Below are 24,699 nucleotides of genomic sequence, written 5' to 3'. Positions count from 1 at the left end.
ATCGACGGATGCCTGCCCCACTGGACCAGGAACGCCGCGACGCCACGCACGGCGCCGCATCCCCTGCCGGTGCCGACCGCGCGGAGACCGCGGCACGTCTCGCCGTCGTGGTGGGGCGCATCAACCGGCGCATCCGTGCGGTCGGCGAGGGTCTGACCCAGGCGCAGCTGTCTGCGCTGTCGAGCATCGTGCGCAAGGGACCGCTGCGCCCCGGCGACCTCGCCCGCATCGAGTCGGTCGCCGCGCCGAGTGCGACCCGCGTCGTCGCCGAACTGGAGTCGCGTGGACTCATCGCCCGAGAACCCGACCCGGCCGACGGGCGCTCATCGCTGGTCAGCGCGACGGATGCGGGGCAGGCGGCGGTGCTCGCCGCCCGCGCCGAGCGGGCCAAGCGCATCTCGGTGCTCCTGGCCGGACTCGACGACGATGAACTGGCCACCGTGGTGGCGGCACTCGACGCACTCGAGATCGTCGCGGTGCACGTGCCGCTGCCGCCGGGAGCCGAGGCCGATCGCGCCGAGTGAGGCTTACGGCTCCTCGTCGTCTTCGATGACCTCTTCACGGCTGTAGTCGACGCCCTCCTCGGCCGAGCCGGCGAAGGCATCCCCGAACGCCTTCGGGTCGCCGAGGCGTTCCGCTACGCGGTCCGGGTCGTCGGCGTCGCCCTCCAGATCGTCGAGGATCCCGTTCGTCTGGTCGAACGGGTGAGCGACGTCTTCCGCGAGAGCGCTGAGGTTCGTGTCAGAGGTGTTCGATCCTTCGCCGCGCACGAAGCGCTCCGAATCGTCGCCACCCGACCCGCCGCTCGCGTCACCGCTGCCGCTGGAGTCGCTGAGGCTTCCGGCCAGCCCCTCGGAGGTGCCCCGCGTGCCGTCCTGCCGCATGTCGGGCTGGTCGGGATGAGCCGACGACGAGCTGTTCGCCGGCATGTCGGCCGTTCCCGGCACGTTGAGCACCTCCGCTGCGTTGCTGTCGGCAATGGGACTGCCCAGCGACGAATCGCTCGAGGCGGAGGCCCCTGACCCGGCGCCACCGACATCGGGTACCCCTGGGTTCGGGGCATCCGGCGGTGCCGGCCTCGGCTCCGCCGGGCTCGGCACCGTCGGCTCGGCAGGTGTGGGGACGGTCGGCTCGGACGGCGACGGCGGGTTCGGCTCAGGTGTCGGATCGCCCGGACCACCGGGCTGGTTCGGCTGATCCGGCGCGATGTCCGGCTCCGTCGGCCCGCCCGGCCCCATCGGCATATCGGGAGGAACAGGACCTCCGGGCTGCACCGGGTCGCCGGGATCGCGCCCAGTGGGGTCGCCGTCGCCCGGATCGACGTGCCCGGGCGGCGTGGGCAGGTCGCTGCCGTGTGGGTTCGATGTGTCAGTCATGGTGGCACCCTCGCGCGCCTCCGGAGCGGATACCAGGGGTTGACGAGGCGCCCGTGGCGCGGGTGAGCAGAACGCGCAAAACGGTGTGAAACGCGCTAATCGACGGCTATGGCGCACAAGCGAGACAAGCTCACCTGCGATCGCACAGCATGGTCCATCACCAGCTAGAAGACAGAGAGGTCTGGACTGATGAGTGAACGCACTCCTCGCCGCGACCGCGCTCCGATCGCACACGAAGACGCGGCACGCATCGAGATCCAGGGACTGACCAAACGGTTCCTCACCCCGAAGGGCGAACCCTTCACCGCCATCCGTGACGTCACGCTCACGGTCGAGCCGGGCGAGTTCTGCGCCATCGTGGGACCGACCGGATGCGGCAAGTCCACGACGCTGGCGCAGGTCTCCGGGCTCGAGAAGCCCAGCGGAGGCGAGGTTCGGGTCGGCGGCAAGCTGGTCGACGGCATCACGAACGGCGTCAGCTACATGTTCCAGGCCGACTCGCTCTTCCCCTGGAAGACCGTGCTCGGCAACGTGATGATCGGACCGACCCTGCTCGGCACACCGAAGGCCAAGGCCACGACGCTCGCCATGGACTGGCTGCGCCGCGTCGGACTCGCCGGCTTCGAAGACCGCTACCCGCACCAGCTCTCCGGCGGCATGCGCAAGCGCGTCGCGATGGCCGCTGCGCTGATCAACAACCCGCGGATCCTGCTCATGGACGAACCGTTCGGAGCGCTCGACGTGCAGACGAAGGCGATCATGCAGACGGAGCTGCTGCAGCTGTGGGAGCAGCTGCGGCCATCCGTTCTCTTCATCACGCACGATCTCGACGAGGCCGTCGCGCTGGCCGACAAGGTCGTCATCATGACGAGCAGCCCCGGCACCGTCAAAGACGTCTTCGACGTCGATCTGCCGCGACCCCGCGGCGACGTGCAGGAGATCCGGCACGAGGAACGCTTTCTTCAGATCCAGGGGCGCATATGGCAGTCACTCAAAGAAGAGGTCACCCGGGCATACGAGCAGACGACGGGGGTGGCGGCATGAGCACCACAACGGCCAAGGTCGATGGATACTTCGTGATCCCGACCGACGAGGTCGACCTGCAGGCATCCGCGCGCCGTGCGCGCAGCAGGCGCACCATGTGGATCTGGATCGGCCGGGCCGCACTCCTCGTGTTCGTCATCGGCGGCTGGCAGTTGTTCACCTCCCTCGGCTGGGTCGACAAGTTCTTCTACGGCCAGCCTTCGGGAATCTGGAACAGCCTCGTCAAGCTCTTCACGCAGGGCACGGCGTTCGGCTCGATCTGGGAGAACCTCTGGATCACCGTTCAGGAGGCCTTCCTCGGGTTCCTGCTCGGCACGGTCGCCGGCGTGCTGTTCGGCATCCTGCTCGGCTCGAATCGCTACCTCGCCTCGGTCTTCGGGCCGTACATCAAGGTCGTGAACTCCATTCCCCGCATCCTGCTCGGTGCGATCTTCGTGGTCGCATTCGGGCTCGGGATGTTCCCCAAGGTGCTGCTGGCGGCGGTGCTGGTGTTCTTCGTGGTCTTCTTCAACGCGTTCCAGGGCGTGCGCGAGGTCGACCCCAACCTCGTCGCCAACGTTCGCGTGCTCGGCGCCTCGCCGCTGCAGGTAGCGCGGCACGTGACCATCCCGTCGGCGATGACCTGGATCATCGCCAGCCTGCACACCGCGTTCGGCTTCGCCATCATCGGCGCGCTCGTGGCCGAAGTGCTCGGTGCGCAGAAGGGCGTCGGCCTGATCATCACGCAGGCATCCGGCAACTTCGACCCCGACACCGTGTTCGCGTGCATGGCCATCATCGCCGTCGTCACGCTCGTGGCCGAATACCTCATCACGCTGCTCGAGCGCGTACTGCTGCGCTGGCGGCCCCCGAACCGTTCAGAGACCCAGCAGGCCATCTGAACCCCACCCCAAGCACCCACCCTGCACCACATCGGCCGCAAGCGGCCACGAAGAAAGGAAAGCACTCACATGCACGCACGCAAAGTGTTGGCAGTGGCAGCGGCCGGAGCATTGGCGCTCAGCCTGGCCGCCTGCAGCAGCAACGGATCCGGCGGATCAGGCGGGTCCACCCCGGCAGCCAAGTCCGTCCCCACCGTGAAGCTCATGGTCGGCGGCATCGACAAGCAGATCTACCTGCCGTACCAGCTGGCGCAGAACCTCGGCTACTACAAGAAGTACGGCGTGAACGTCGAGCTCTCCACGGAGCAGAACGGAGGCGTCGGCGCTGAGGATGCTATGGCATCCGGCCAGGTCGACATGGCAGGCGCCTGGTACATCCACACCGTCGACTTCCAGGCCAAGGGCAAGGACGTCATCAACCTCGTGCAGCTCTCCGGCGCCCCCGGCGAGCGCGAGATGTGCAGCCCGAAGAGCGGCGTGAAGTCGGCGGCCGACTTCAAGGGAAAGACGCTCGGCGTCACCGACCTCGGATCGGGAACGGATGAGCTGACCCAGTTCCTCGCGTCGCAGCACGGGATCTCCAAGACGGACTACCACACGCTCGCGGTGGGTGCCGGATCGACCGCGATCGCCGCGATTCAGCGCGGATCCGCGGACTGCGTCATGACGACCCAGCCGACCGTGGGTGCGCTCACGTCGAAGAACCTGGCGACCACCGCGGTCGACCTCGCCACCGTGTCCGGCGCCAAGAAGGCGCTCGGCGGGGCATGGCCGGCAGCCGGGCTGCTTGCACGTGCCGACTGGGTGAAGTCGCACGAGGATGCCGCGCAGAAGGTGGTCGACGCGCTCGTCGCCACGATGCACTGGATCAGCAGCCACTCGGCCGCCGACATCGCGAACAAGCTGCCGTCGGACTTCGTGCAGAACGCCACGATCAGCAAGCAGCAGTACATCGCCGGGCTGACCACCGACAAGGGTCAGTTCCTTCCGGACGGCATCATGCCGGCCGGCGGCCCGAAGGTGATCTTCAACATGGAGAAGACGCTCGGCGTCGACACCTCGAAGATCACCTACGCCGACACGTTCAGCAACAAGTACGCGGAGGCCGCCAACAAGCTGGAGGGCTTCAAGACCACGACCACCCCGGCCGGATCCAACGGCTGAGGTAGCTGGAGCGAAGCGGGCCGAGGGTGGGCACTCCTCGGCCCGCTTCGCTCGCTCAAGACAGCACTCTCCCATCTGTGACAGACGAAGATGAGAGCTATGTCGACGACGACACGGATGCCATGGCGGTCTTGGCCGCTCGCCACCCAGATTCTGGTCTGGGTGCTGTGCATCCTCATCGTCACCAGCGCGATCGGCGCGATCGTGTACGCGCAGATCAGCAGCGCAACCGTCGACGAGCAGTACCAGCAGCGGTCGCTGGCCGTCGCATCCTCCGTGGCGCAGATGCCGCAGATCATCGAGGACGTCGCGAAGGGCGACCCGCAGCACAGCATCCGCACACTCGCCGAGCAGGTGCGCAAGGCGACCGGGGCCAGCTACGTGGTCGTGACCGACAGGAACGGCGTACGGTTCTCGCATCCGAATCCGGCGCTCATCGGGCAGAAGCTCGAAGAGCCGGTGGCCGTGCTCGACGGCCGCACGCACGTGGGCATCGACCCGGGGAGCCTGGGCCGCTCGGCCAACGGCAAGGCGCCGATCTTCAATGCCGAGCACAAGGTGATCGGGCAGGTGTCGGTCGGCATCCTCGAGACGGAGGAATCGGCCGACAACACCCGTGACATCGTCCTCATCGTTGGGTACTCCCTGCTCGCGCTCGCGGTCGGGGCCATCGGTTCGCTCATCCTCGCCCGCCGCATCAAGCGGGTGACGTTCGGCCTGGAACCCGCGTCCATTGCGGCGCTCCTGCAGGAGCGGGAGGCCATGCTGCACGGCATCCGCGAGGGCATGATCGGGTTCGACGCGAGCAGCCGGGTCACCGTGCTGAACGGGGAGGCACGGCGGCTGCTGGGTCTAAAGGGCGAGGTGCTGGGGCGACGGCTGGACGACATCCTGCCGCCCGGGCGCCTGCGCGACCTGCTCACCGGGGAGCTGCCGGCATCCGACAGCAACATCCTCACCGACGACGCGCTTCTGGTGGTGAACCGGATGCCCGTGGCGCTCGCCGGCCGCGACATCGGTGCGGTGGTCACGCTGCGGGACCGCACGGAGGCGGAGGCATTGATTCGCGAGATCCGAGCGATCGACGGGCTGAGCCAGGCGCTGCGCGCTCAGGAGCACGAGTACGCGAACCGGCTGCACGTGATCGCCGGCCTCATCGAGCTCGGTGAGTACGACCAGGCGAACCACTACCTGGCGCAGATCTCACACACGTCTTCGTCGGTCGACGACGACCTGCGGTCGCGGATCGCGCCGGCGGAGCTTGTCGCGCTGCTCACCGCGAAGTCGGCCGTCGCCGTCGAACGCGGCATCACCTTGACGGTCACGCCCGATTCTCGGCTGGAAGATCCGTCGGTCGACGCCGAAGTCCTGCTCACCATCGTCGGCAACCTGGTCGACAACGCGTTCGACGCCGTAGACGAGCTGCCGGGCGAACGGTCTGTGACCGTGCACTTCGCGCAGCACGACGAACTCCTGATCGACGTCATCGACAGCGGCCCCGGCGTGCCGGCCGAGCGCATCCACGAGGTGCTCCGCGACGGGTACTCCACGAAGCGGTCGAGCGCCGGCCGGCGACGCGGTCTCGGTCTCGCGCTGATCAGCCGCATGGTGCGGCGGCTGGGAGGATCGATCACGGTGCATCCCGGTCCGGGTGGACACTTCGAGGTGCACCTGCCCGTGCGGGCGGCGGATGCTCCGAGTCCGGCCGAAAGCGAGGTGACGGCATGATCAGAACACTGGTCGTCGACGACGACTTCCGGGTGGCGCACATCCACGCCGAGCGCGTCGCCCGGGTTCCGGGTTTCGAGTGTGTGGGCGAGGCATACACGGCCGCCCAGGCGCGGGAGGCGATCGAGCAGCTGGCGCCCGACCTGCTGCTGCTGGACGTGTACCTGCCCGACGAGAGCGGCATCTCGCTGCTGCGGTCGCTGCACAGCATGGATGCGCCGCCGGACTGCATCCTGATCACCGCCGCCCGCGACCTCGAGACCGTCCGGTCCGCGATGCGCGGCGGCGCCTTCTACTACCTCGTGAAGCCGTTCGGCTTCGACCAGTTCGCCCGCGAGCTTGAGGCGTACCGGGCATGGCGGGAACAGACGGCCGTCGAGGGCGCCGCCGATCAGGCATCCATCGACGAGCTGTTCGGTATGCAACGCACGTCGCGGCCGGATGTCTTGCGCGGCAAGCTGCCGCCGTCGATGCACAAGGTGCTCACGACCGTGCGCGACTCGGCCGAGCCGATCGGCGCGGCGGCCGTCGCGGACGCGCTCGGGATGAGCCGCCCCACAGCACAGCGCTACCTCAGCGAGCTGGAGCGGCGCGGCCTGATCGAACTGCATCTCGAGTACGGCTCGACCGGCCGGCCGACGAACACTTATCGGTCTCGCCGCTGAGAGTGCCGCCTCGACCCGCCCCGCGGATCGCGTGGTCACGGTGCCGTAGCCGCGAGGTACTGGCACCGTGCGCATCAACATGCAGTCGCATCGGATCGTCAAACCAGGCGCGGGTGCACCCGTAAGCCAGTCCTCTGGTGCGTGCTGTTAGCGGCGGTATGTTCAGGCGTCAATGTTGACCGGTTAGGAGGCTGCCGTCGTGGTCTTGTCGCATGAGAGTACGGGGCGGGCGACGATGCTGTGCGGTGGGGCCGGTCTCGCGTTGGGCGGGATCCTCCGGGGTCTCGTAGGTGCGCCGTTCACGCATATCGTGTCGGCCGGAGTGTGGAACGCGGCCGCGAGCATCCTCATCTGCGCGGCGGCGGCAAGTCTGGCCGTGGGCCAGCGCCACGGAGCGGGTATCGTGGCCGTTCTCAATGGGGTATCGCCGCACTGATCCTGTTCGGGGCGCGCAATCTAGTCCTGGTGGTATTCGGTTGGATCGCAGTGGCGACGTCCACCGCAACCGGAGGCGTCTCGCCGATTGCGGCAGTCGTCAACTCGGTGCTCGTCATCGCCTTCGCCCTAGCAACACTCGCCGCCGGATTCGTCGCGACCCGGGCCGGCATACTCCACGGATTCGCACGATGGACACTCTTCGCGGTCGGATGCTGCTACCTGCTGTCGATCCCGTTCTACTTCGTCTCCTGGGAACCGGTGGCCAGCATCCTCGGATATCTAGGTCCGTTGCTCGTCGCTATCACGGGCCTGTCGTACGTGTTCCACGGCCAGCTCTCCAGAATCCAGGCCCGCGCACGGACCATCAACGAGCAGTGGTGACCCGCCGCACCGACGCGATAGTGGGGCCCCGCTGGCGGATCGCTCAGCGGGCGGCGCGTTCGGCTTCCTGGAGCTGCGCCTTCAAGCGAGCGAGGTAATGGCGGCCGAGTGGGTAACGCCAGCGGGATTGGAGCGACGACTCGATGCCAGGATGATGGCGCTGCCATGGAACGCACGGCTGGAAGCACTGTGGTCCGAAACGAAAACCAGGATTATCACCCCCCGATAGTGAATCCGCCCGCGGGCGGGGCGTAGGGTCAATTCGTGACCGTATGGCGGGCGATCAGCCGATTCTTGGCTTGGGTCGCCGGAGTGGTGAGACAGGTCGGCGGCGGCCTGAACGGCGGTCGCAGCTCGGACACGTATGCAACGAAGCTTTACGAGCAGCCACGAGACGACTATCGACCCTGAAAGCTTCCCGGCGTTCGACGATACTCGTCACCGCTGGATCGTTCATCAGCACAACTTGCGACACTTATCGAGCATAAGAGCGATGTCCGCCCACAACGGGGTCACTCAGCAGGCGCCGACGCCCGGCCGAATGTCGTTTGTGCCGGCCCGCCAGCCCTAGAAGATGGCTGCATGACCGAAGAAGCGACGGCGCCATCTGCAGCACTCGCGAAGCCCGCCGATTACAACGCTGCGCGCGGCGCCGGCCTCCCGGATAGTCGGGGCCGTACTGGTCTGGATCAGATTGGTCGCGGCCTTGTCGGCAACGCAAATGTTGTTATCCGTGACGTCGAGGTCACCTCGGACGGTTGGCACGTGCTGCGCCGGACGACCTTCGACATGCGTGGACGCGATGGCGTGTGGTCGACTCAACAGCGCGAGACGTACGATCGCGGCAACGGCGCAACGATCCTGCTCTACGATCCGGAGCGCGGCACGGTCTTGCTGACGAGACAGTTCCGCTTTCCTGCCTATGTGAACGACCACCCGGACGGCATGCTTATCGAGGCGGCAGCGGGTCTGCTGGATGCGGATGATCCGGAGACTGCGATCCGTCGAGAGGCGAGCGAAGAGCTCGGAGTTGAGGTGCGGGACTTGACGCACGTGTTCGACGCGTACATGAGTCCGGGTTCGGTCACCGAACGCGTGCACTTCTATGCCGGCGCGTACACACCCGCTGACCGCACCGGCGCTGGTGGCGGTGTCGCGGACGAGGGCGAGGAGATCGAGGTCCTGGAACTACAGTTCCAGGAGGCGCTCCGGATGATCACCGATGGTGCGATCGTGGACGGCAAGACCATCATGCTGCTGCAGTGGGCAGCGCTCCGCGGCATCATCCCCTGACCAAGAACGCAACGCCCACTGAACGATTCGCCTGCGGGCAGGATCGTCGGGGCAATCTAGCCACGCCACCGGGGGGGCACAGTGAGGCGTTCCTTGTCCGATTCGTCGTCTAATGGCCGATGTCGTCGAACTCACGCCGCAAATACTTTGGAGCCTGAACACGCCACGCCTCCGTCACGAGCTCGGCAAGATGGTCCTGGTCGATGCCGGCCATGCGGAACGCGACCTTCGGTTGTCCCCAGGGCGTTGTGGTGCGCAGAAACACCGTGGGCGCCATCTCGATAAGGGCGAGCGCGTCCAGGCTGTCGGCGACCTTCACGCCGACGACAAGTTCGGACGCGACGATCTCGCGCATGTCTACGGGGACGCTGGGCCAAGGATGGCACTCCCACGCATACAGCTTGCCGCGCACGAACCAAGCAGCGCCGCCTGTCGTCGCGCGCTCCTCACTACCAGGCAACCCAACAGCAGTGCGGCGCAGATCGTCGAGATCGGCCATCGTCCGAAGATATTCCGTGCCACCGACACCGAAACACGGCGCATCAGTCAGCGATCCTTGACCGGGCGGGCGTGGTTTCGCCCACGCTATCGAGTAATGCGAGTTCCGGCGATGCTGCCGCCGACCGTTAAGACAATCACGCTGAGGATGGGCGCGGCGCTGGCAACAACGATGGCCGCGACCCCGAACTTCCGTCCTTGGTTCTTCGCCGTCGCGATAATTCCTGCTGCGGGCTGACGTTCTGATCGAGGCGATCTTTCAGAGCCAGGACTCGATAATCCGGATCGAGGGAGCCAACGCCTGCGACGAGCGGCTCAGCGACCAGCGACCCCAGCACGCACGCGCCGCTGTCGAGCGGGCCAGCAGCTGCCGGTGCGTGTCGCGCACGAACGTCCAGATCTTCACCGAATCCCTCCAACGCAGCTGACGACGGAAGAACTTTGAACGATGCTTTTGCGTGCGATGAAGCGTCAACCTGGTGTGGTCGACGAACGAGTCCCGCTCAGGTATCGCGTGTCGATTCAGACGGGGCCGCAGCTGTCACACCGCCCGCTCTGGGGATGATCGACGCTGGTGGCGCGTGCTTGGGCTCCGCGGGAGATGCGAAGTGGAAGCATCAATGGATGGATATCGCGGGCCCGATCGACACCCAGACCAAACCATTCCGCACCGGCGATAGTGTCGTGCTCCGCAGCGTGAACACCTTCGGCGCGCACGGTGAGGCTGTCGGTTTCGCCGCTGCGGGACGCGTTCTCATCGACGACGGTGAACTCGCCGTGGTGGCCACGGTGCCCGGATCCGAAGTGCGGCGACGAGCCGGCAACGGAAGCGGCCCGAACGGCAGGCTCGTTTTGCCTGAGAACTGGGATGGGTCGTACGTCGAGGCCGAGTGGTTCGGAGCGCCCGTTGTGCGCGTGCACCCGAAGGGCTCGCGATGGTCTGTCTGGCGATGGCACGACGGATCAGACTGGCTTCCAGACTGGTACGTGAACCTCGAACGTCCGTGGTCGCGAACTACTATTGGCTTCGATACCCAGGACTGGACCCTCGATGTGGTGGCCTCGACCGGTGCGGACGGAGCCTGGTCCGTCCGGTACAAGGACGAGGATGAACTCGCCTTCTACGCTCAAACTGGACACTGGCCGCAGTGGATGCGTTCGATCATCGAGGGCGCTGGTAACGAGGCAACCAGGATTGCGCAGGCGCGCGGCTTCCCCTTCGACGCTGACTGGTCGCAGTGGATTCCTGATCCGACCTGGCCTGCAGCAACGATGCCAGCAGAATGGAACGTGCTCCGCTAAGAGATTCCTCGAGCGGGGCGTTCCGGCGGTTCGGACAACCTACTGCCGAGGCTCTGGGCGCACATGTTGGTGGACCGACTTGGAGGACCCGTGCATTCAAAAACCGCCAGGCCGGTCGACCAGGTTGTGGTCCTTGTCGTCGGGCGTCCAGCATCGGGAAAGAGCACCATAAGTGAGCTCGTCGCAGAGCGATGGAGCCTTCCCATCGTGGCTAAGGACGCAGTGAAGGAGCTCCTTTTCGACCTACTCGGCGTCGGAGACCAGGCGTGGTCGGAGCGGCTAGGCAGGGCCAGCTTCGCTCTGCTGGACTACATCATCGAATTGCAGCTTCGCACCGGCTCGTCATTCATCATCGACGCTGCGTACAACGCTGCGATTGAGAGCGCGAAGTTTCAAGCCTGGCAGGAGAGGTACGGGTTCACGGCGATCCAAGTGCACTGCACAGCCTCCGATGACGAACTAGTGCGCAGGTTCACTCAGCGCGAGCGAGACGGTCTTCGGCATCCTGGACACGCCGACAACGAGCGCATCGACGGCTTCCGCGCCAGCCTGGCAGATGGGCGCGCTGAGGTGCTCGACCTGCGAGGGTCGGTGATCAGCTGCGACACGCGAGCGGTCGAAGCTGTTGATGACGCGCTGGCGCAACTCGGACAGATCATCGTGTGACCCCTACGCCGCATGCATCATCAGCCTGGCACGCAAGCAGAGCGAGAGCCGATATAACCAGCGCCCTGCCGACCCAAATGCACCGCTCGTTCAAGGTTCACTTCGATGGTCGGACATGGATCGGCGAAGGGAAATGGGGCACGAACTTCTCTCCGGCACGCCGGCCGCTCTGCGTGCCCACAAGCCGGCCCGCTGCGGGCAGGAGCCGCACGGTTGCAGGCGAGGACAGCGACAGATACATCAGCGAACACCTTCAATCGGGTGTTGCGTCGACCAACTGAATCCCGGAGGGCCTAACTGCAACACGTTCAGCACGCGGTCGTGCGCGATCGCGGTTCGACGAACGAGCAGCAGCACTCACCGTTCGGCATCCACCCAATCCACAGGTCCGACGCGAGATCGACCCGGCTTGTCGGAGCCTTACCACTGGGCCCGCCGCATCGGCCGTACAGCGCCGAATCCCACCCTCGACACGCGAACCCTAGACCGGTACGTTCACTAATGGTGCGCCTCAGCCGCTCGGGCACCGCCGGCGCTCCGTGCTCGCTCCACGTCCCCGCACGTGGCGAAGGGGGTCTTCGATGTCCACCGGCATCCCGATCCAGATCGACGGCATCACCAAACGCTTCGGGAATGTCACCGCGGTCTCGAATCTGAGCTTCACGGTCGAGCCCGGCCGCGTCACCGGGTTCCTCGGCCCGAACGGCGCCGGCAAGACGACGACGCTGCGCATGCTGCTCGGGCTCGTCTCGCCGACGAGCGGCACGGCGACGTTCGACGGCGTCAGGTATCACGATCTCGCATCACCGCTCACGACGGTCGGGGCATCGCTCGAGGCGGCGAGCTTCCACCCCGGCCGCACAGCCCGCAACCACCTGTTGGTCTACGCGCAGGCGGCTCGTATCGAGCGCGGTCGCGTAGCCGAGGTGCTGAACCTGGTCGGGTTGACCGAGTACGCCGACCGCCGCGTCGGCGGCTACTCCATGGGGATGCGCCAACGCCTTGGCCTCGCATTCACGCTGCTCGGAGATCCAGGCGTGCTCGTGCTCGACGAGCCGATCAACGGGCTCGACCCCGAGGGCATCAAGTGGATCCGGCTGTTCCTGCGCGAACTCGCCGCCGAAGGCCGCACCGTTCTCGTCTCGTCGCACCTGCTCAGCGAGGTGCAGCAGAGCGTCGACGAGGTCGTGATCATCGCCAAGGGCGAGCTCGTGCACCGCGGCACGCTGGAAAGCCTCGAGGCGGGCGACCACATCTCGGTGCTCGTGGACTCCCCCGACCGCGACGCGCTCTCCCAGGCACTGGCATCCGCGGGTCTCGAGTTCGAGGTCGTGCGCAGCGGGCTCGTAGTGCACGGCACCGAGGCCGCACAGATCGGTCACATCGCCTTCGCCGCGGGCGTCGAACTGAGCGCGCTTCAACGGCAGAGATCGGGCTTGGAGGATGTCTTCCTCTCGCTGGTCGGAGAAGGGGACTCGCTGTGAACGGCTTCATCGCGGGCATCCGATCCGAGTTCACGAAGTTCCTCACCACACGCATGTGGTGGGTGCTGGCGATCGTGCTGTTCGGGTACGTCGCTCTGATCTCAGGCGGGCTGGGCACCCTGTTCGCGGCACTGTCGACGGGTCACCTGCACACCGCGAACGGCCAGACGCCGCACTTCGGTCACCTTGCGCCGCTCATCTACAGCTTCGCCTCCTCGGTCGGCTACGTCTTCCCCGTGCTGCTCGGTGCCCTCGCCACAACGGGCGAGTTCCGCCACCAGACCCTGACGCCGACGTTCCTCGCCAACCCGCACCGCGGTCGAGTGCTCGGCGCCAAGTCGGTCACCTCGCTCGTGATGGGCGCGATGTACGGAGTGATCGCACTGATCGCCTCCGTCGGCGGAGGTGCCATCGCCCTCTCCGCGACCGGCGTCGACACGATGCTCGGCGACAGCGACACGTGGGCGCTGTTCGGCCGGGCGCTCATCGCTATGGCGCTCTGGGCTGTGATCGGCGTCGGGCTCGGCGTGCTGGTGCCGAATCAGGCCGCAGTGATCGTCATCATCCTCGCGTTCACGCAGTTCCTGGAGCCGCTGCTGCGGCTGGCCGGCAGCTTCTCGGATGCCGCGGGATCCGTCACGAAGTTCCTCCCGGGCACCGCGAGCGACGGCCTGGTCGGAGCGAGCTTCTTCACGGTCTCCACGCCCGGCTCCGCCATCCTGGACTGGTGGCAGGGCGGTCTCGTGCTCGTCGGATACGCCGTGCTGTTCAGCGTGCTCGGCTGGTTGACCACCTGGCGCCGTGACGTGACCTGAGCGGCAACCGGGCGGATCTACTCCGCGGAGAGTACCGGCGATACTCCCGTCGCCTCATGACAGCGGGCACCGGCCGTGAACAGAATGGCGTTGCGAGCCGAACGGATCGGCCGAGAGGAGACGCCGATGTCAACGCAAACGCGGAGAAGCAGCGCGGAGAAGCTGACCCGCCGATCCCGGGAGGCGCTCTTCGCACTGGGGCTGCAGTTCCTGCTCGGCATGGCCGCCAACCTCATCGGCAGTCCCGAAGAGAACTCCGGCGCCGGGACCGCGGTCGCCGGCATCGTCCTGGGGCTGCACGCGCTCGTGGGCATAGGCCTCATCGTCGTGTCGGTGCGGGTCTGGATGGCCGCCCGGGCGGAAGGAGCGGGCGTGCGTTCGGCACTGTGGGCGTTCATCGTGATCATCCTCACGTTCCTGGCCGGCGTGGGGACGATGATGACGGGCAGCGGCTGGCTGTCCTTCCTCATGTCGGTCGGATTCGTCGTGGCGGCGGCCCTCTACGTCGCAATCGGCGCGGGCGCGCTGCTCCGGCAGCGAGCATCCATCGTCCACTGACGCCGCCCCGGCCGGCGAGTCGAGGCCTCACGACCCTCGCGTTCATAACTCCTGCAAAACCGTGGGCCGGGGCTCGTCGGGGCCGAAGACGCGGGCCGGGGGGCGAACAGCCGACCACGGCTGCAGGAGTTATGAACCGATCAGCGAGGCGCGTCAGGCGACGGAGGCCTCGGTTGCCGCCACAACGACGTCGCTGATGCGCGAGTCGCCGGCCGCAACCTCTTCGAACGCCGCCTCGATCTCCGCGCGACCCAGCAGTTCCGTCATGCGACGGCGGCGCTGACGCGGGATCAGCGTCACGACCGTGCCGGGCTTGCCGGCGCGACCCGTGCGACCGGACCGGTGCAGATACGTCTTGTACTCGTCGGGGGCATCCGCCTGGATCACCAGATCGATGTCGTCGACATGGATGCCGCGCGCAGCGACATCCGTCGCCACCAGCACCGAGACGCGACCGTTCGACAGCTTGTCGAGGTTGCGCTGGCGCCGGGACTGGCTCAGGTCTCCGTGCAGCGACACCGCAGGGATGCCCGCGTCGTCGAGTTGGTCGGCCAACTGCTCCGCGAATGCGCGGGTGCGGGCGAAGATCAGCGTCTTGCCGTCGCGGTCGGCGAGCTGCTCGACGATCTGACCCTTCTCCCGGTGCTCGATCACGAACACGCGGTGGTCGATGGTGCCGGACGCCTGGTCCTCACCCGCCACTTCGTGCACCGCGGGATCCACGAGGAACTCGTCGACGAGCGAGGCGACGCCGCTGTCGAGCGTGGCCGAGAACAGCAGCTTCTGGCCACCCTCCGAGGTGCGACGGATGATCCGCTGCACCGGCTCGAGAAAGCCCAGGTCGCACATGTGGTCGGCTTCGTCGAGCACGGTGATGACGACCTCGCTGAGGTCGAGGTGGCCCTGCTCGATGAGGTCCTCGATGCGGCCCGGGGTGCCGATCACGATGTCGACGCCGCGACGCAGCGCACCCACCTGGCGAGCCTGCGGGACGCCGCCGTAGATCTGTGTCGTGAAGAGGCCGACGCTGCGGGCGATCGGCTGCACCGTGCGGTCGATCTGCAGCGCGAGCTCGCGGGTGGGCGCCATGATGAGCGCTCGCGGAGCGCGGCCCATGGTGCGCTTGCCGTTACCCCGGCCGGATTCGGCCCAAAGCTGCATCAGCCTCTCGACAAGCGGGGCTGCGAACGCGATGGTCTTGCCGCTGCCGGTGCGGCCGCGGCCGAGCACGTCACGGCCGACAAGCACCTCGGGGATCGTGGCCGCCTGGATCGGGAACGGGCTCGGCGCGCCGAGCTCGGTGAGGGCACGCACGATGTTGCCGCCGAGGCCGAGATCGCCGAAGGTCACCCCCTCGACATCGGATGCCTCGATCGCCTCGGCCTGCAGCCTCTCGAGCACGACGTCGTCGTTCGACGTGTGCGAGACACGCTCGTCGCGCTTCGGGTAGAAGTCGGAGTCGCGGCGCTCGCGAGGAGCCTCGTCGCGACGGGCGGGGCGGCGATCGGCGCGGTCGTCGAACGAGCGGCGCGGACGGTCGTCATCGAAGGAACGGCGGGGGCGGTCACCGTCGAAGGAACGGCGGGGACGGTCGTCGTCGGAACGGCGGCGCGGTCGGTCGTCAGAGCGACGGTCACTGTCATTGAACGAGCGGCGCGGTCGGTCGTCGCCGTAAGGACGCACCGGGCGATTGTCGTCGAAGCGGCGCGCCGGCCGGTCATCGTCGTACCGGCGAGCAGGGCGCTCATCGTCGTGGAAACGGCGAGCGGGTCGCTCGTCGTGGAAGCGGCGGTCCCCGTCGGAGCGACGCGCGGGCCGGCCATCGTCATGACGGCGCGCTGCGCGGTCGTCGTCGAAGCGACGCGGACGGTCGAAGTCGCGGCGCGGGCGCTCATCGCCGCCGGAACGACGCTCGTCACGTGCTCCGCGGTCGTAGCGCGGGCGGTCATCCCTTGCGGGGCGGTCATCACGGCGATCGCGGTATCCGCTCGCGTTGCCGCGCGACGGACGCGAGTACTCGGCGTCGTCGCGACGGCGGTCGTCGCCAGCTCCACGTGGACGCTCGGCGGCGTGGCCGCGAGCGGCGCGCTCGTCGGCGGTCCAGCGACGCTTCTTCGGGGCATCCGCCTCATCCGGACGGTAGCCGCGGTGGCCGGCGCTGCGGCTGCCCGGCTTGGAGTCGGACTTCGCGCCGAACGACTTGTAGCCGCTCGACTTCTTGGCGTAGTCCGGGTCGTAGTTCGGTCGACCGGCAGGCTTCTTGTTCTTGGGCATCAAGGATTCTTCTGGGTTGTTCTCGAGTGTGCAGGGCAGAACCCGCGACAAGTCGTCGCGTCCTTGCAGAACCTCGGGCAGGCGGCGTAGATCGCCGCCTCGATGAGGACCGTTCCATACAGGGCCATCCGCCGCGGCGTGCATCGACGCGATAGGTGCTCTTCGCACCAGGCGGAACCGGCCCACAAGACTTACAAACCCATCCGCGCGAGTGCGCGGTGTCCAGAGCCGACTGCGACAGTCTACCGGATGCCCGGCTGGCATTCTGCTGGGCGCCGTGAGTTACATGCGGTCGCAGATCGTCAGGCCCGGGCGGGCCGGGCCGTGGCCCACCGCTCGGCCACGAGCATCAGCACGACAATGACAAGCACGACCACCAGCTGCACGATCACCGGTGCGACGTACCCGAGCACCGCAGAGGCGAGCACGACGCGATGCGGCTGAGGCGCCCTGCCGCGCGCGAGGGGCCAGATGTGCGCGAGGGCTCTGGCGTGCGCGAGGGCTCTGGCGTCATGCGCCCATTCTCGCCATCCGGCGACGCCGATCACGGGGAACGCCGCGCGCGGTGAACGTCGACCCGCGTCCATAACTCCTGCAGATGGCCGCGGGGTGCGCGGCCCTCTACCGGCCCGCCGCGGCAGCCGGCGGTCGTGTGTTACACGCTGCAGGAGTTACGAACCGTGGCGGTGGGCGAGCCACGGGCGCTGTCCCGCGGTCACAGTGGGAGCGCCGTCACGGCCCGGCGGGCGCTGTCTCCTGGTGCGGCGCAGGCAGCTCGGCGGTCGCCGCCCAACTCGCCAGCAGCACGATCGCATCGGCGGACGACGCCCGGGCTCGGCCGTGTACGTCGACATGGTGAGCCCCGCATCGGCGGGCAACTCGAGCGCCTCGTACGTCAGCTCGAGGTCGCCGACGATCGGATGGTGCAGGCGCTTCACGCCCGTGCGGTGGTAGCGCACGTTGTGCACACCCTAGAGCGTGCGGAACCGGTCCGACTGCGTCGACAACTCGCCCACGAGGTCGTCGAGCACTCGCTGCATGCTCGGCCGCAGCGGGGCGGACGCACGGCGAGCGGATGATGGGCCGCGTCTGCTGGTGAGGAACTCGCGCACCTCGCTGCGGTTGTCCGTTCATCCGACGCCACCCGGCGTCCGGCGCGCGGGGGAGGACCCGTCACTACCCGGTTCCACGCCGCCACCCCGTCTTCAGGTCGCAGCTTCTGTCGCTTCCCGGGCGTCCGTACGACAAAAACTGCGACCTGAATGAGAAAGGATGCCACCCTTCGGTCGGCCGGTCGACAGAAACTGCGACCTGAAGAGCTGGTGCTGTCGCTACCGGGCGGGCTGCAGCTCGCTGGGCGGCTCCGGTGCGGCGTCGGGCGCGGCGGGCGGCTCGTGCCCATCGGCATCCGCTGCTCCGCGCTTCGCCGCCCGGCGGGCCCGGCGCCGTTCGCGGGCGCCCTCCACGAGGTTGTACAGCGTGGGCAGCACCACGAGCGTCAGCAGCGTCGACGACACGAGGCCGCCGATCACGATGATCGCGAGCGGTTGCGAGATGAACCCGCCGTGGCCGGTGACGCCGAGCGCCATCGGCAGCAGCGCGAAGATCGTCGCGAGCGCCGTCATCAGGATCGGCCGCAACCGGCGGGATGCCCCGTGCCGCACCGCATCGGGAACCGAGAGACCCCTGTTGCGGTACTGGTTCACCAGGTCGATGAGCACGATGGCGTTCGTGACCACGATGCCGATCAGCATGAGCATGCCGATGAGGGATGCCACGCCCAGCGGCACACCAGAGAGCAGTTGCAGACCGATCGCCCCGGTCGCGGCGAACGGGATCGAGACGAGCAACAGCAACGGCTGGCGCAGCGACTTGAACGTGGCGACCATGACGACGTAGACGATCAGGATGGCCGCCAGCATCGCGAGCCCCAGCTGTGAGAACGCGCTTCCCTGGTTCGCCGTGACGCCGCCGATGGTTGCGGATGCACCGCTCGGCAGATCCGCCTTCTTCAGCGCCTGCGCCACCTGCGTGTTGGCGGTGGTGAGGTCGTCGCCGACCGGGTTCGCGGTGACGGTGGCGGTCTGCAGGCCCTTCTGCGTGGTGACGGTGGCAGGACCCTTGGCGTCGTGCACGTCGGCCAGTGTCGACAGCGGCTGCGGCCCGCGCACCGTCTGGATCGGCAGAGCCTTCAGCTCATCGACCGTCATCGGCTGATTCTTGTCGGCGATGTAGATGGTGAGCGAGGTGTTGTCGATCGAGACGGTGCCGGCCTGCGTGGGCTGCATGGCCTGCGACACCTGCGTGCCCACCGCCACCTCGCTGAGACCGTACTCGGCCGCCGTCGTGCGGTTCACCGTCACGGCGATGTACGGCAGTGTGGAGGCGAGGTTGCTCGTCACCTGGTTCACCGAGCTCAGCTTGTCCAGCTGGCTCACGACCGAATCGGTGGCCGTGCGCAGATCGTTCTGATTCGAGGCCGAGATGTCGACCTCGAGGTTGCTGGAACCGCCGAAGCCTGCACTCGCGGACACCTTCAGGTCTCCGGGCACATCGAGGTTCTTCAGCTGGTTCTGCACCGTCGTCTGGAGGGCGTCCTGGTCGGCGTTCGGGTCGGTGGTGATCGAGAACGTTGCGGTGTTGGCGCCCCCGCGGCCGAAGGCATCCGCCAGCGCACTCCCGGAGGTGCCGACGGACAGCTGAACGGTCTTGATGCTGTGGATGCTCCTCAGCTTCTTCTCCACGACGGTCGCGGCATCGTCCTCTGCCTGCAGGCTCGTTCCGGGCTCGAACGTCTGCGTGACGGAGAGCGTGTTCTGCCCGCTGGAGCCGAGGAAGTTGGTCTTCATCAAAGGTGCGAGCGCGAGCGTGCCGCCCAGCACAAGGACGGCGATGATGATCGTCACCGCGGAGTGCTTGAGCGTGAAGTTGATGATCGGCAGATATCCGCGCTGCAGGCGGGACGGATGCTCGAGCTCGTCGTGTCCGCTCGCCACGGCTTCCGCGATCGACAGGTGAGCCGCCTCGTCATCTGCAGCGAACTCGGCCTGCTGCTCCGCCGTGAGCTCCGCACCCTTCTTCGCAGCCGTGCGCCGCGCCTTCGCCGCCTGCTTCTCGGCGCGCTTCTGCAGCTTCGCCGGGCTCGGCGGACGCACCCACCAGTACGCGAGCACGGGAACGATCGTGAGAGCGACGAGCAGCGAGGAGAGCAAGGCGATCGTCACCGTCACGGCGAAGGGCCGGAACAGCTCCCCCGTCACGTCGCCGACGAACGCGATCGGCAGGAACACGGCGACCGTCGTCAGGGTCGAGGCGGTCACGGCGCCGGCCACCTCGCGAACGGCGGCGATGATCGCCTTCGCCCGGTCGATGCCCGGCACAATGTGCCGCTTGATGTTCTCGATCACGACGATGGAGTCATCCACCACCCGTCCGATCGCGATGGTGAGGCCGCCGAGCGTGATGATGTTCAGCGTGTAACCGCCGGCCCACATGCAGATGAACGTGATGAGCACCGAGGTGGGAATCGAGATGAACGTGACGATCGTCGACCTGAGCGAGAGCAGGAAGATCAGGATGATCACCACGGCGAACAGCAGACCCAGCGCGCCTTCCTCGGCGAGCGAGTTGATGGACTGCTGGATGAACGGTGCCTGATCGAACACCGAGGTGAACTTCGCGTTGTGGCCGAGCGCGCTCTCGAAGGCCGACGTCTGCTTCTTGACCTCGCTCGACACCTGAACCGTGTTCGCCGTCGGAGTCTTCGTGACGGCGATCGTGAGAGCGGGCTTGCCGTTCACGCGCGAGATGGAGGAGGTGGGGTCATCCGTGATGGCGACCGTCGCGACGTCGCCGATCGTGTGCACGACCGGCGTCTGGGCTGCCCGCGTTGCTGCCTGCTTCTGGGCCGCGGATGCACCACCTGTGGCCGAGCCCGGCGAGGATGCACCTGTGGCCGAGCCTGCGGCGGAGCCCGCCGCGGACGATTCCGCGGATGCCGACCCCGTCGACACGAGCGGCAGCGCGGCGATCTGGTCGACCGACGAGAGCGTCGACCCGGCCTGCACCGACAGGGTCTTGCCGTCTGCGGTGATGGATCCCGCGCCGATCAGCACACCACTCTGCTGCAGAGCGGTCTGAATGGACTGCACGCTCGCCCCCGCCGCCGCGAGCTTCGCGGGGTCGGGTGTGATGGTGACCCGCTGCCCGACGGCGCCGATCAGCTGGGCGGAGGCGACGCCATCCATCTTCGTGATCTCGGGCAGCACGAGCCGCTTGATGTCGGCGGCGAGCTGCTTCTCGTTCTCGTCGCTCGTGACCGCCATCTCGATGATGGGCAGATCGGAGATGCTCCCGGCGAACACCTGCGGTTTGACGTTCGACGGCAACCGAGACGAGATGTTGCCGATGGCCTGATTGATCTTCTGCTCGGCCGTGTCGAGGTCGGACCCGTAGGTGAACTTCGCCGTGATGAGCGACTGGTTCGTGCTGCTCACCGCCGACGTGCTGTCGAGGTTCGGCACGTTCTGAATGGCGGACTCGATCGGCGTGCTCACGTCGTTCTCGACGACCTGCGGAGATGCCCCCGGGTAGTTGGTCACGATGACCAGTTCGGGGAAGTCGATCGACGGCGTCAGCTCCTGCTTGAGGTTCGACAGACCGATGAAACCGAACACGACGACCACGAGCGTTGCGAGCCCGATGAGAGCACGGTTCTTCATGCTCAGTACGGCGAGGGAGTGCACGTACGGATCCTTAGGTCTGATGTGAAGCAGGGCGAGTGAGAATCTCGGCAGCGCCGCCGACCGGGCGATTATCGCACCCCACTCTGGACGGTTGACCGCCGTCAACTACCCCTCAGACGACGGCGGCGAGCACCCCCGGTTCGGGCAGCGGATGCCTGGATGCCGCCCGCCACGCCCGCTGCAGCGCCGAGACGGCGCGCTCGACCTGCGACTCGTCGTACGTCAGCGGTAGGCGCAGGAACCGCTCGAACGCGCCGTCCACTCCGAACCGTGGACCCGCGGTGATCAGCAGGCCCTCGCTGCGGGCGGCCAAGGCGAGCTGAGAGCTGACCGGTGCACCGATGTTGACCCACGCCGCGAGGCCGCCGTGCACGTGCGGCACGTTCCACTCGCCGAACGCATCGGGCACGACCCGCTCGATCGCCGACCGTCCAGCGGCGAGCGCCAGGCGCCGCTCGGCCAGAACGGTCTCGTAGCTCTCGAACAGGGCGGCGACGACGAGCTGCTCGAGAACGGGCGTGCCGAGGTCCATGTTGGCGCGCACGGCGTGCAGCCGCCGCACGGTCTGCCGGTCCGCGCGCACCCAGCCGATCCGCAGCCCGCCCCACATCGTCTTGCTGGCCGAACCGATCGTGATCACACGCGCACCATTCGCCGAGGCTGCCAGCGGCGGGTAGGTCCGCGGCCGGTCGATGTCGAGTTCCGCGGGCGTCTCATCCGCCACAACTACTGTGCCCTGCGCAGCGGCCGCATCGAGCACGCGGCGGCGCACGGATGCCGTCATCGAGCGCCCGGTCGGGTTCTGGAAGTCCGGCATCACGTATGCCACCGAAGGGCTCGTGCGCCGGAGCACGGACTCGAACGTCTCCACGTCCCAGCCGTCTCGCGACTCGACGGAGACCGGAGTTGTCACGATGCGCGCCCCTGCTGCACCGATCGCGTCGTACGCGTGCGGATACGTCGGCACCTCGATCAGCGCCCGGTCGCCGCGACTGACCAGTGCGCGTGCGATCAGCGCGATCGCCTGCTGCGCGCCGACGGTGACGAGCACCTCGTCCGCGTCCGTCGGGAGCCCACGCTCGGTGTACCGCCGGGCGATCGCCTCGCGCAGCACGGGAAGCCCCACGGTGTCGTACCCGGTGTCGCCGAGCAGCGACGCGACCTGCTCGGATGCCCGGCGCACGGCATCCGGCATCATGGACGGTGCCGGCAGCGCGGCCTTGGTGAAGTCCAGGAGACCCTGAGCCGGAGCGGTGGGCGAAGCCGCCCGGCCGGGAAGCGCCGTGCGTGTGCCCGAGCCTTGCCGGCTCGTGGCGAACCCCTGTTCCCGGAGCCGCTGGTACGCGGCCGTGACCGTGGTGCGGCTGATCGTCAACTGCGCGGCGAGCTCGCGCTCGGCCGGCAGGCGGATGCCGGAGAGCAGCCGGCCGTCGATGACGAGCAGACGGATGCGATCCGCCAGTGCCTCATAGGACGGTCCGTCTGCGCGCCACTCACCGAGTAGCTCCAGCAGGGACCGCGAGCCGATCGACGTCGATGCCATCAGGCCACTTTAGCCGGATTGGCTCTACAAAGACAGGCCACTTCAGGGATTGGATTCTTAACATGCAGCCAATTCTCGCGACGACCGGTGGCGTCTCAGCGATAAGGAGCCGGACGCGGCGATGGAGTCTGCGGCCCCTGAGCACTCGTCCCGCGACGCGTGCTCGCCGGTTCACGCAGCTGCTCGCCGGTCTCTTCCTGTACGGCATCGCCATCGCCGCGATGATGCAGGCCGCGATCGGCATCGAGCCCTGGGACGTGCTCTCGCAGGGCATCATGAAGCACACCGGAATCCCGTTCGGCCTTGTGACGAACCTCGTCGGAGCCGTCGTTCTTCTGTTCTGGATCCCGCTCCGCCAGCGCCCCGGCATCGGCACGGTGCTGAACGTGCTGCTTGTCGGGCCGTCGGCGCAGTTCGGACTCTGGGTCATTCCGCAGCCGGATCTGCTCTGGGTGCGCATCCTTCTGTTCGCGGGCGGCCTGCTGCTCATCGCCGTGGCATCCGGCCTCTATATCGGTGCACAGTTCGGTCCGGGTCCGCGCGATGGCCTGATGACCGGCCTGAACGCCCGCACTGGTCGACCGATCTGGCTCGTGCGCAGCGGAATCGAGGCCGTGGTGCTGCTCGTCGGGTGGCTGCTGGGCGGCAACGTCGGCTGGGGCACTCTCGCGTATGCGCTGTGCATCGGCCCGCTTGTGCATGTCGCGATCCCGCTGTTCGCGCTGCGGCGCGCGGATGCCCGTGGCGCGGCAGCCGGGGCGGGCGCGCGATCCGAGCCGACCGCCACGCTCCGCACGGCCGTCGAAGGCGAGCGCTGCGACCTGCACGACCACCTGGTCGAACCGGATGCCGCCGCTCGCCGCCGCGAGCCCGTGCGCGAGCGCTGGGCGCTCGGCCCGCGCGGCTGAGCCGTCCGCGCTGCCGCCCGCGCCGCCGCCCCCCCGACGTGAGACTAGGCGTATGCGATGAGACCTGGCGCTATGCACCCAGCGTCATCCCATACACCTAGTCTCGCTGGGAATTACATCGTGTCGGCGTAGACCCGGAACGCGTCGCGCACGTACTCCGCGCCCTCGGTGCCGCCGTAATTGGCGGCGAATCGGTCGTCGGCGACGTACATGTCGCCGTAGCCGAGCAGCGTCTGCGCCGTGATGGTGACGCCGGTCGCCGGTGCGGACAGGCTCAGCCAGTCCACGTGACGCCGCACGATCTGCTGCACCCGGTCATCCGCCGGGTCGACGCCGTCGGCACGCGCCGACGCGTAGTCCGCCGCGATGTCGAGGTGCTGCTGCTGGAATGCGCGCTTCTCCTCGTCGGTCTTCGAGCGCCACCACGCGTCGCTCTTCGCGTACGCGTCCTTGCCCCAGCGCTCCTCGACCTCCTGCTTGTACTGGGTGTGATCGAATCCATCGAAAGCCTTCTCGGCCATGACCGCCTCTCCTCTCTCTAGTGCGTCGATGGTGAACTTCACGGATGCCGCCTGCCGCGCCAGCCGCTCCTGCTCGCTTTTCAGCCAGCGCAAGTGGTGGCGCAGCGCGGTCGCCTCATCGGTCTCCCGCTCGAGCACCGCGCCGATGTCGGGCAGCCTCAGCCCGAGCTCCCGCAGCAGCAGGATGCGCTGCAGCCGCACGAGCGAACGCTCGTCGTAGTAGCGGTATCCGTTGCTGCCGATGCTGCTGGGCTTGAGGAGGCCGATGTCGTCGTAGTGCCGCAGCGTGCGACTGGTCGTGCCGACCAAGCGCGCCAACTGCTGGATCGAGAGCTCGGCCTCGTCAGCGGCGCGGGCATCCGTGTCATCCGTCATGCCTTCGACGCTAAAGGTTGACGCAGCGTCAATGTCAAGC

General features: G+C 67.5%; 23 protein-coding genes. 14 read left to right on the top strand and 9 right to left on the bottom strand.

Features of this window, described 5'->3' with window-relative positions:
* Nucleotides 1–8 precede the first annotated feature (8 nt).
* Complete coding sequence (locus tag ACYVI5_RS07200) at nucleotides 9–524, top strand: MarR family winged helix-turn-helix transcriptional regulator (protein WP_460537087.1); 516 nt, start codon at nucleotides 9–11, stop codon at nucleotides 522–524.
* A gap of 3 nt (nucleotides 525–527) precedes the next feature.
* Here ACYVI5_RS07200 and ACYVI5_RS07195 read toward each other — a convergent pair whose 3' ends face one another.
* Nucleotides 528–1,376: a hypothetical protein gene (locus tag ACYVI5_RS07195; protein WP_460579608.1), complete on the bottom strand. Its 849-nt coding sequence runs from the start codon at nucleotides 1,374–1,376 to the stop codon at nucleotides 528–530.
* 189 nt (nucleotides 1,377–1,565) lie between these two features.
* On the opposite strand from ACYVI5_RS07195, the gene ACYVI5_RS07190 reads away from it, so the two are divergent.
* The 7 genes from ACYVI5_RS07190 to ACYVI5_RS07160 all read left to right on the top strand — a co-directional run bounded on the left by ACYVI5_RS07190 (nucleotide 1,566) and on the right by ACYVI5_RS07160 (nucleotide 8,970).
* Nucleotides 1,566–2,420 (top strand): ABC transporter ATP-binding protein, encoded by an 855-nt coding sequence (locus ACYVI5_RS07190; RefSeq protein WP_460537083.1) that lies wholly within the window; start codon nucleotides 1,566–1,568, stop codon nucleotides 2,418–2,420.
* Complete coding sequence (locus ACYVI5_RS07185; RefSeq protein WP_460537080.1) at nucleotides 2,417–3,301, top strand: ABC transporter permease; 885 nt, start codon at nucleotides 2,417–2,419, stop codon at nucleotides 3,299–3,301. The genes ACYVI5_RS07190 and ACYVI5_RS07185 overlap by 4 nt, the downstream gene beginning before the upstream one ends.
* Nucleotides 3,302–3,370: 69 nt before the next feature.
* A complete protein-coding gene (locus ACYVI5_RS07180; protein WP_460537078.1) occupies nucleotides 3,371–4,465 on the top strand; it encodes an ABC transporter substrate-binding protein in 1,095 nt (364 codons plus the stop codon).
* 99 nt (nucleotides 4,466–4,564) lie between these two features.
* Entirely contained in the window at nucleotides 4,565–6,193 is a 1,629-nt protein-coding gene (locus ACYVI5_RS07175; RefSeq protein WP_460579607.1) for an ATP-binding protein, read from the top strand.
* Nucleotides 6,190–6,858 (top strand): response regulator, encoded by a 669-nt coding sequence (locus ACYVI5_RS07170; RefSeq protein ID WP_460579606.1) that lies wholly within the window; start codon nucleotides 6,190–6,192, stop codon nucleotides 6,856–6,858. The genes ACYVI5_RS07175 and ACYVI5_RS07170 overlap by 4 nt, the downstream gene beginning before the upstream one ends.
* Before the next feature lie 486 nt (nucleotides 6,859–7,344).
* Nucleotides 7,345–7,677 carry a hypothetical protein gene (locus ACYVI5_RS07165; RefSeq protein WP_460579605.1) on the top strand — a complete coding sequence of 111 codons (333 nt, stop codon included), beginning with the start codon at nucleotides 7,345–7,347 and terminating at the stop codon, nucleotides 7,675–7,677.
* A gap of 582 nt (nucleotides 7,678–8,259) precedes the next feature.
* Complete coding sequence (locus tag ACYVI5_RS07160) at nucleotides 8,260–8,970, top strand: NUDIX hydrolase (RefSeq protein ID WP_460579604.1); 711 nt, start codon at nucleotides 8,260–8,262, stop codon at nucleotides 8,968–8,970.
* 109 nt (nucleotides 8,971–9,079) lie between these two features.
* Here ACYVI5_RS07160 and ACYVI5_RS07155 read toward each other — a convergent pair whose 3' ends face one another.
* The gene (locus ACYVI5_RS07155; protein WP_460537062.1) at nucleotides 9,080–9,469 is read right to left on the bottom strand and encodes an MmcQ/YjbR family DNA-binding protein; all 390 of its coding nucleotides are present in this window, start codon (nucleotides 9,467–9,469) and stop codon (nucleotides 9,080–9,082) included.
* Nucleotides 9,470–9,727: 258 nt separating this feature from the next.
* Nucleotides 9,728–9,874, bottom strand: a complete 147-nt coding sequence (locus ACYVI5_RS07150) for a hypothetical protein (RefSeq protein ID WP_460579603.1) — start codon at nucleotides 9,872–9,874, stop codon at nucleotides 9,728–9,730.
* Nucleotides 9,875–10,092: 218 nt separating this feature from the next.
* Here ACYVI5_RS07150 and ACYVI5_RS07145 point away from each other — a divergent pair, with 218 nt between their 5' ends.
* The 5 genes from ACYVI5_RS07145 to ACYVI5_RS07125 all read left to right on the top strand — a co-directional run bounded on the left by ACYVI5_RS07145 (nucleotide 10,093) and on the right by ACYVI5_RS07125 (nucleotide 14,293).
* Nucleotides 10,093–10,770 carry a ribonuclease FAU-1 family protein gene (locus ACYVI5_RS07145; protein ID WP_460579602.1) on the top strand — a complete coding sequence of 226 codons (678 nt, stop codon included), beginning with the start codon at nucleotides 10,093–10,095 and terminating at the stop codon, nucleotides 10,768–10,770.
* 63 nt (nucleotides 10,771–10,833) lie between these two features.
* Nucleotides 10,834–11,436: an AAA family ATPase gene (locus ACYVI5_RS07140; protein ID WP_460579601.1), complete on the top strand. Its 603-nt coding sequence runs from the start codon at nucleotides 10,834–10,836 to the stop codon at nucleotides 11,434–11,436.
* 581 nt (nucleotides 11,437–12,017) lie between these two features.
* Entirely contained in the window at nucleotides 12,018–12,920 is a 903-nt protein-coding gene (locus ACYVI5_RS07135; RefSeq protein WP_460579600.1) for an ABC transporter ATP-binding protein, read from the top strand.
* A complete protein-coding gene (locus ACYVI5_RS07130) occupies nucleotides 12,917–13,735 on the top strand; it encodes an ABC transporter permease (protein ID WP_460579599.1) in 819 nt (272 codons plus the stop codon). Before ACYVI5_RS07135 ends, ACYVI5_RS07130 begins: the two co-directional genes overlap by 4 nt.
* 126 nt (nucleotides 13,736–13,861) lie before the next feature.
* Nucleotides 13,862–14,293, top strand: a complete 432-nt coding sequence (locus tag ACYVI5_RS07125) for a hypothetical protein (RefSeq protein ID WP_460579598.1) — start codon at nucleotides 13,862–13,864, stop codon at nucleotides 14,291–14,293.
* Between the two features lie 153 nt (nucleotides 14,294–14,446).
* Here the strand turns inward: ACYVI5_RS07125 and ACYVI5_RS07120 are convergent, their stop codons facing one another.
* From ACYVI5_RS07120 to yczR, 5 genes are all read right to left on the bottom strand, one after another.
* A complete protein-coding gene (locus ACYVI5_RS07120; RefSeq protein ID WP_460579597.1) occupies nucleotides 14,447–16,567 on the bottom strand; it encodes a DEAD/DEAH box helicase in 2,121 nt (706 codons plus the stop codon).
* Between the two features lie 302 nt (nucleotides 16,568–16,869).
* A complete protein-coding gene (locus ACYVI5_RS07115) occupies nucleotides 16,870–17,154 on the bottom strand; it encodes a hypothetical protein (protein ID WP_460579596.1) in 285 nt (94 codons plus the stop codon).
* Between the two features lie 84 nt (nucleotides 17,155–17,238).
* Nucleotides 17,239–17,535: an MmyB family transcriptional regulator gene (locus ACYVI5_RS07110; RefSeq protein WP_460579595.1), complete on the bottom strand. Its 297-nt coding sequence runs from the start codon at nucleotides 17,533–17,535 to the stop codon at nucleotides 17,239–17,241.
* A gap of 363 nt (nucleotides 17,536–17,898) precedes the next feature.
* Nucleotides 17,899–21,312 (bottom strand): efflux RND transporter permease subunit, encoded by a 3,414-nt coding sequence (locus tag ACYVI5_RS07105; protein WP_460579594.1) that lies wholly within the window; start codon nucleotides 21,310–21,312, stop codon nucleotides 17,899–17,901.
* 112 nt (nucleotides 21,313–21,424) lie between these two features.
* Nucleotides 21,425–22,855 (bottom strand): aminotransferase-like domain-containing protein, encoded by a 1,431-nt coding sequence (gene yczR / locus ACYVI5_RS07100; protein ID WP_460579593.1) that lies wholly within the window; start codon nucleotides 22,853–22,855, stop codon nucleotides 21,425–21,427.
* A 62-nt stretch (nucleotides 22,856–22,917) separates the two neighbouring features.
* On the opposite strand from yczR, the gene yczE reads away from it, so the two are divergent.
* Nucleotides 22,918–23,763, top strand: a complete 846-nt coding sequence (gene yczE / locus ACYVI5_RS07095; protein ID WP_460579592.1) for a YczE/YyaS/YitT family protein — start codon at nucleotides 22,918–22,920, stop codon at nucleotides 23,761–23,763.
* 113 nt (nucleotides 23,764–23,876) lie between these two features.
* Here yczE and ACYVI5_RS07090 read toward each other — a convergent pair whose 3' ends face one another.
* The gene (locus ACYVI5_RS07090) at nucleotides 23,877–24,659 is read right to left on the bottom strand and encodes a MerR family transcriptional regulator (protein WP_460579591.1); all 783 of its coding nucleotides are present in this window, start codon (nucleotides 24,657–24,659) and stop codon (nucleotides 23,877–23,879) included.
* Between the last annotated feature and the right edge of the window lie 40 nt (nucleotides 24,660–24,699).

This window comes from Humibacter ginsengisoli (assembly GCF_054780095.1).
The sequence above is the reverse complement of the archived record's forward strand: the minus strand, read 5'-3'. Positions and strand labels throughout refer to the sequence as shown.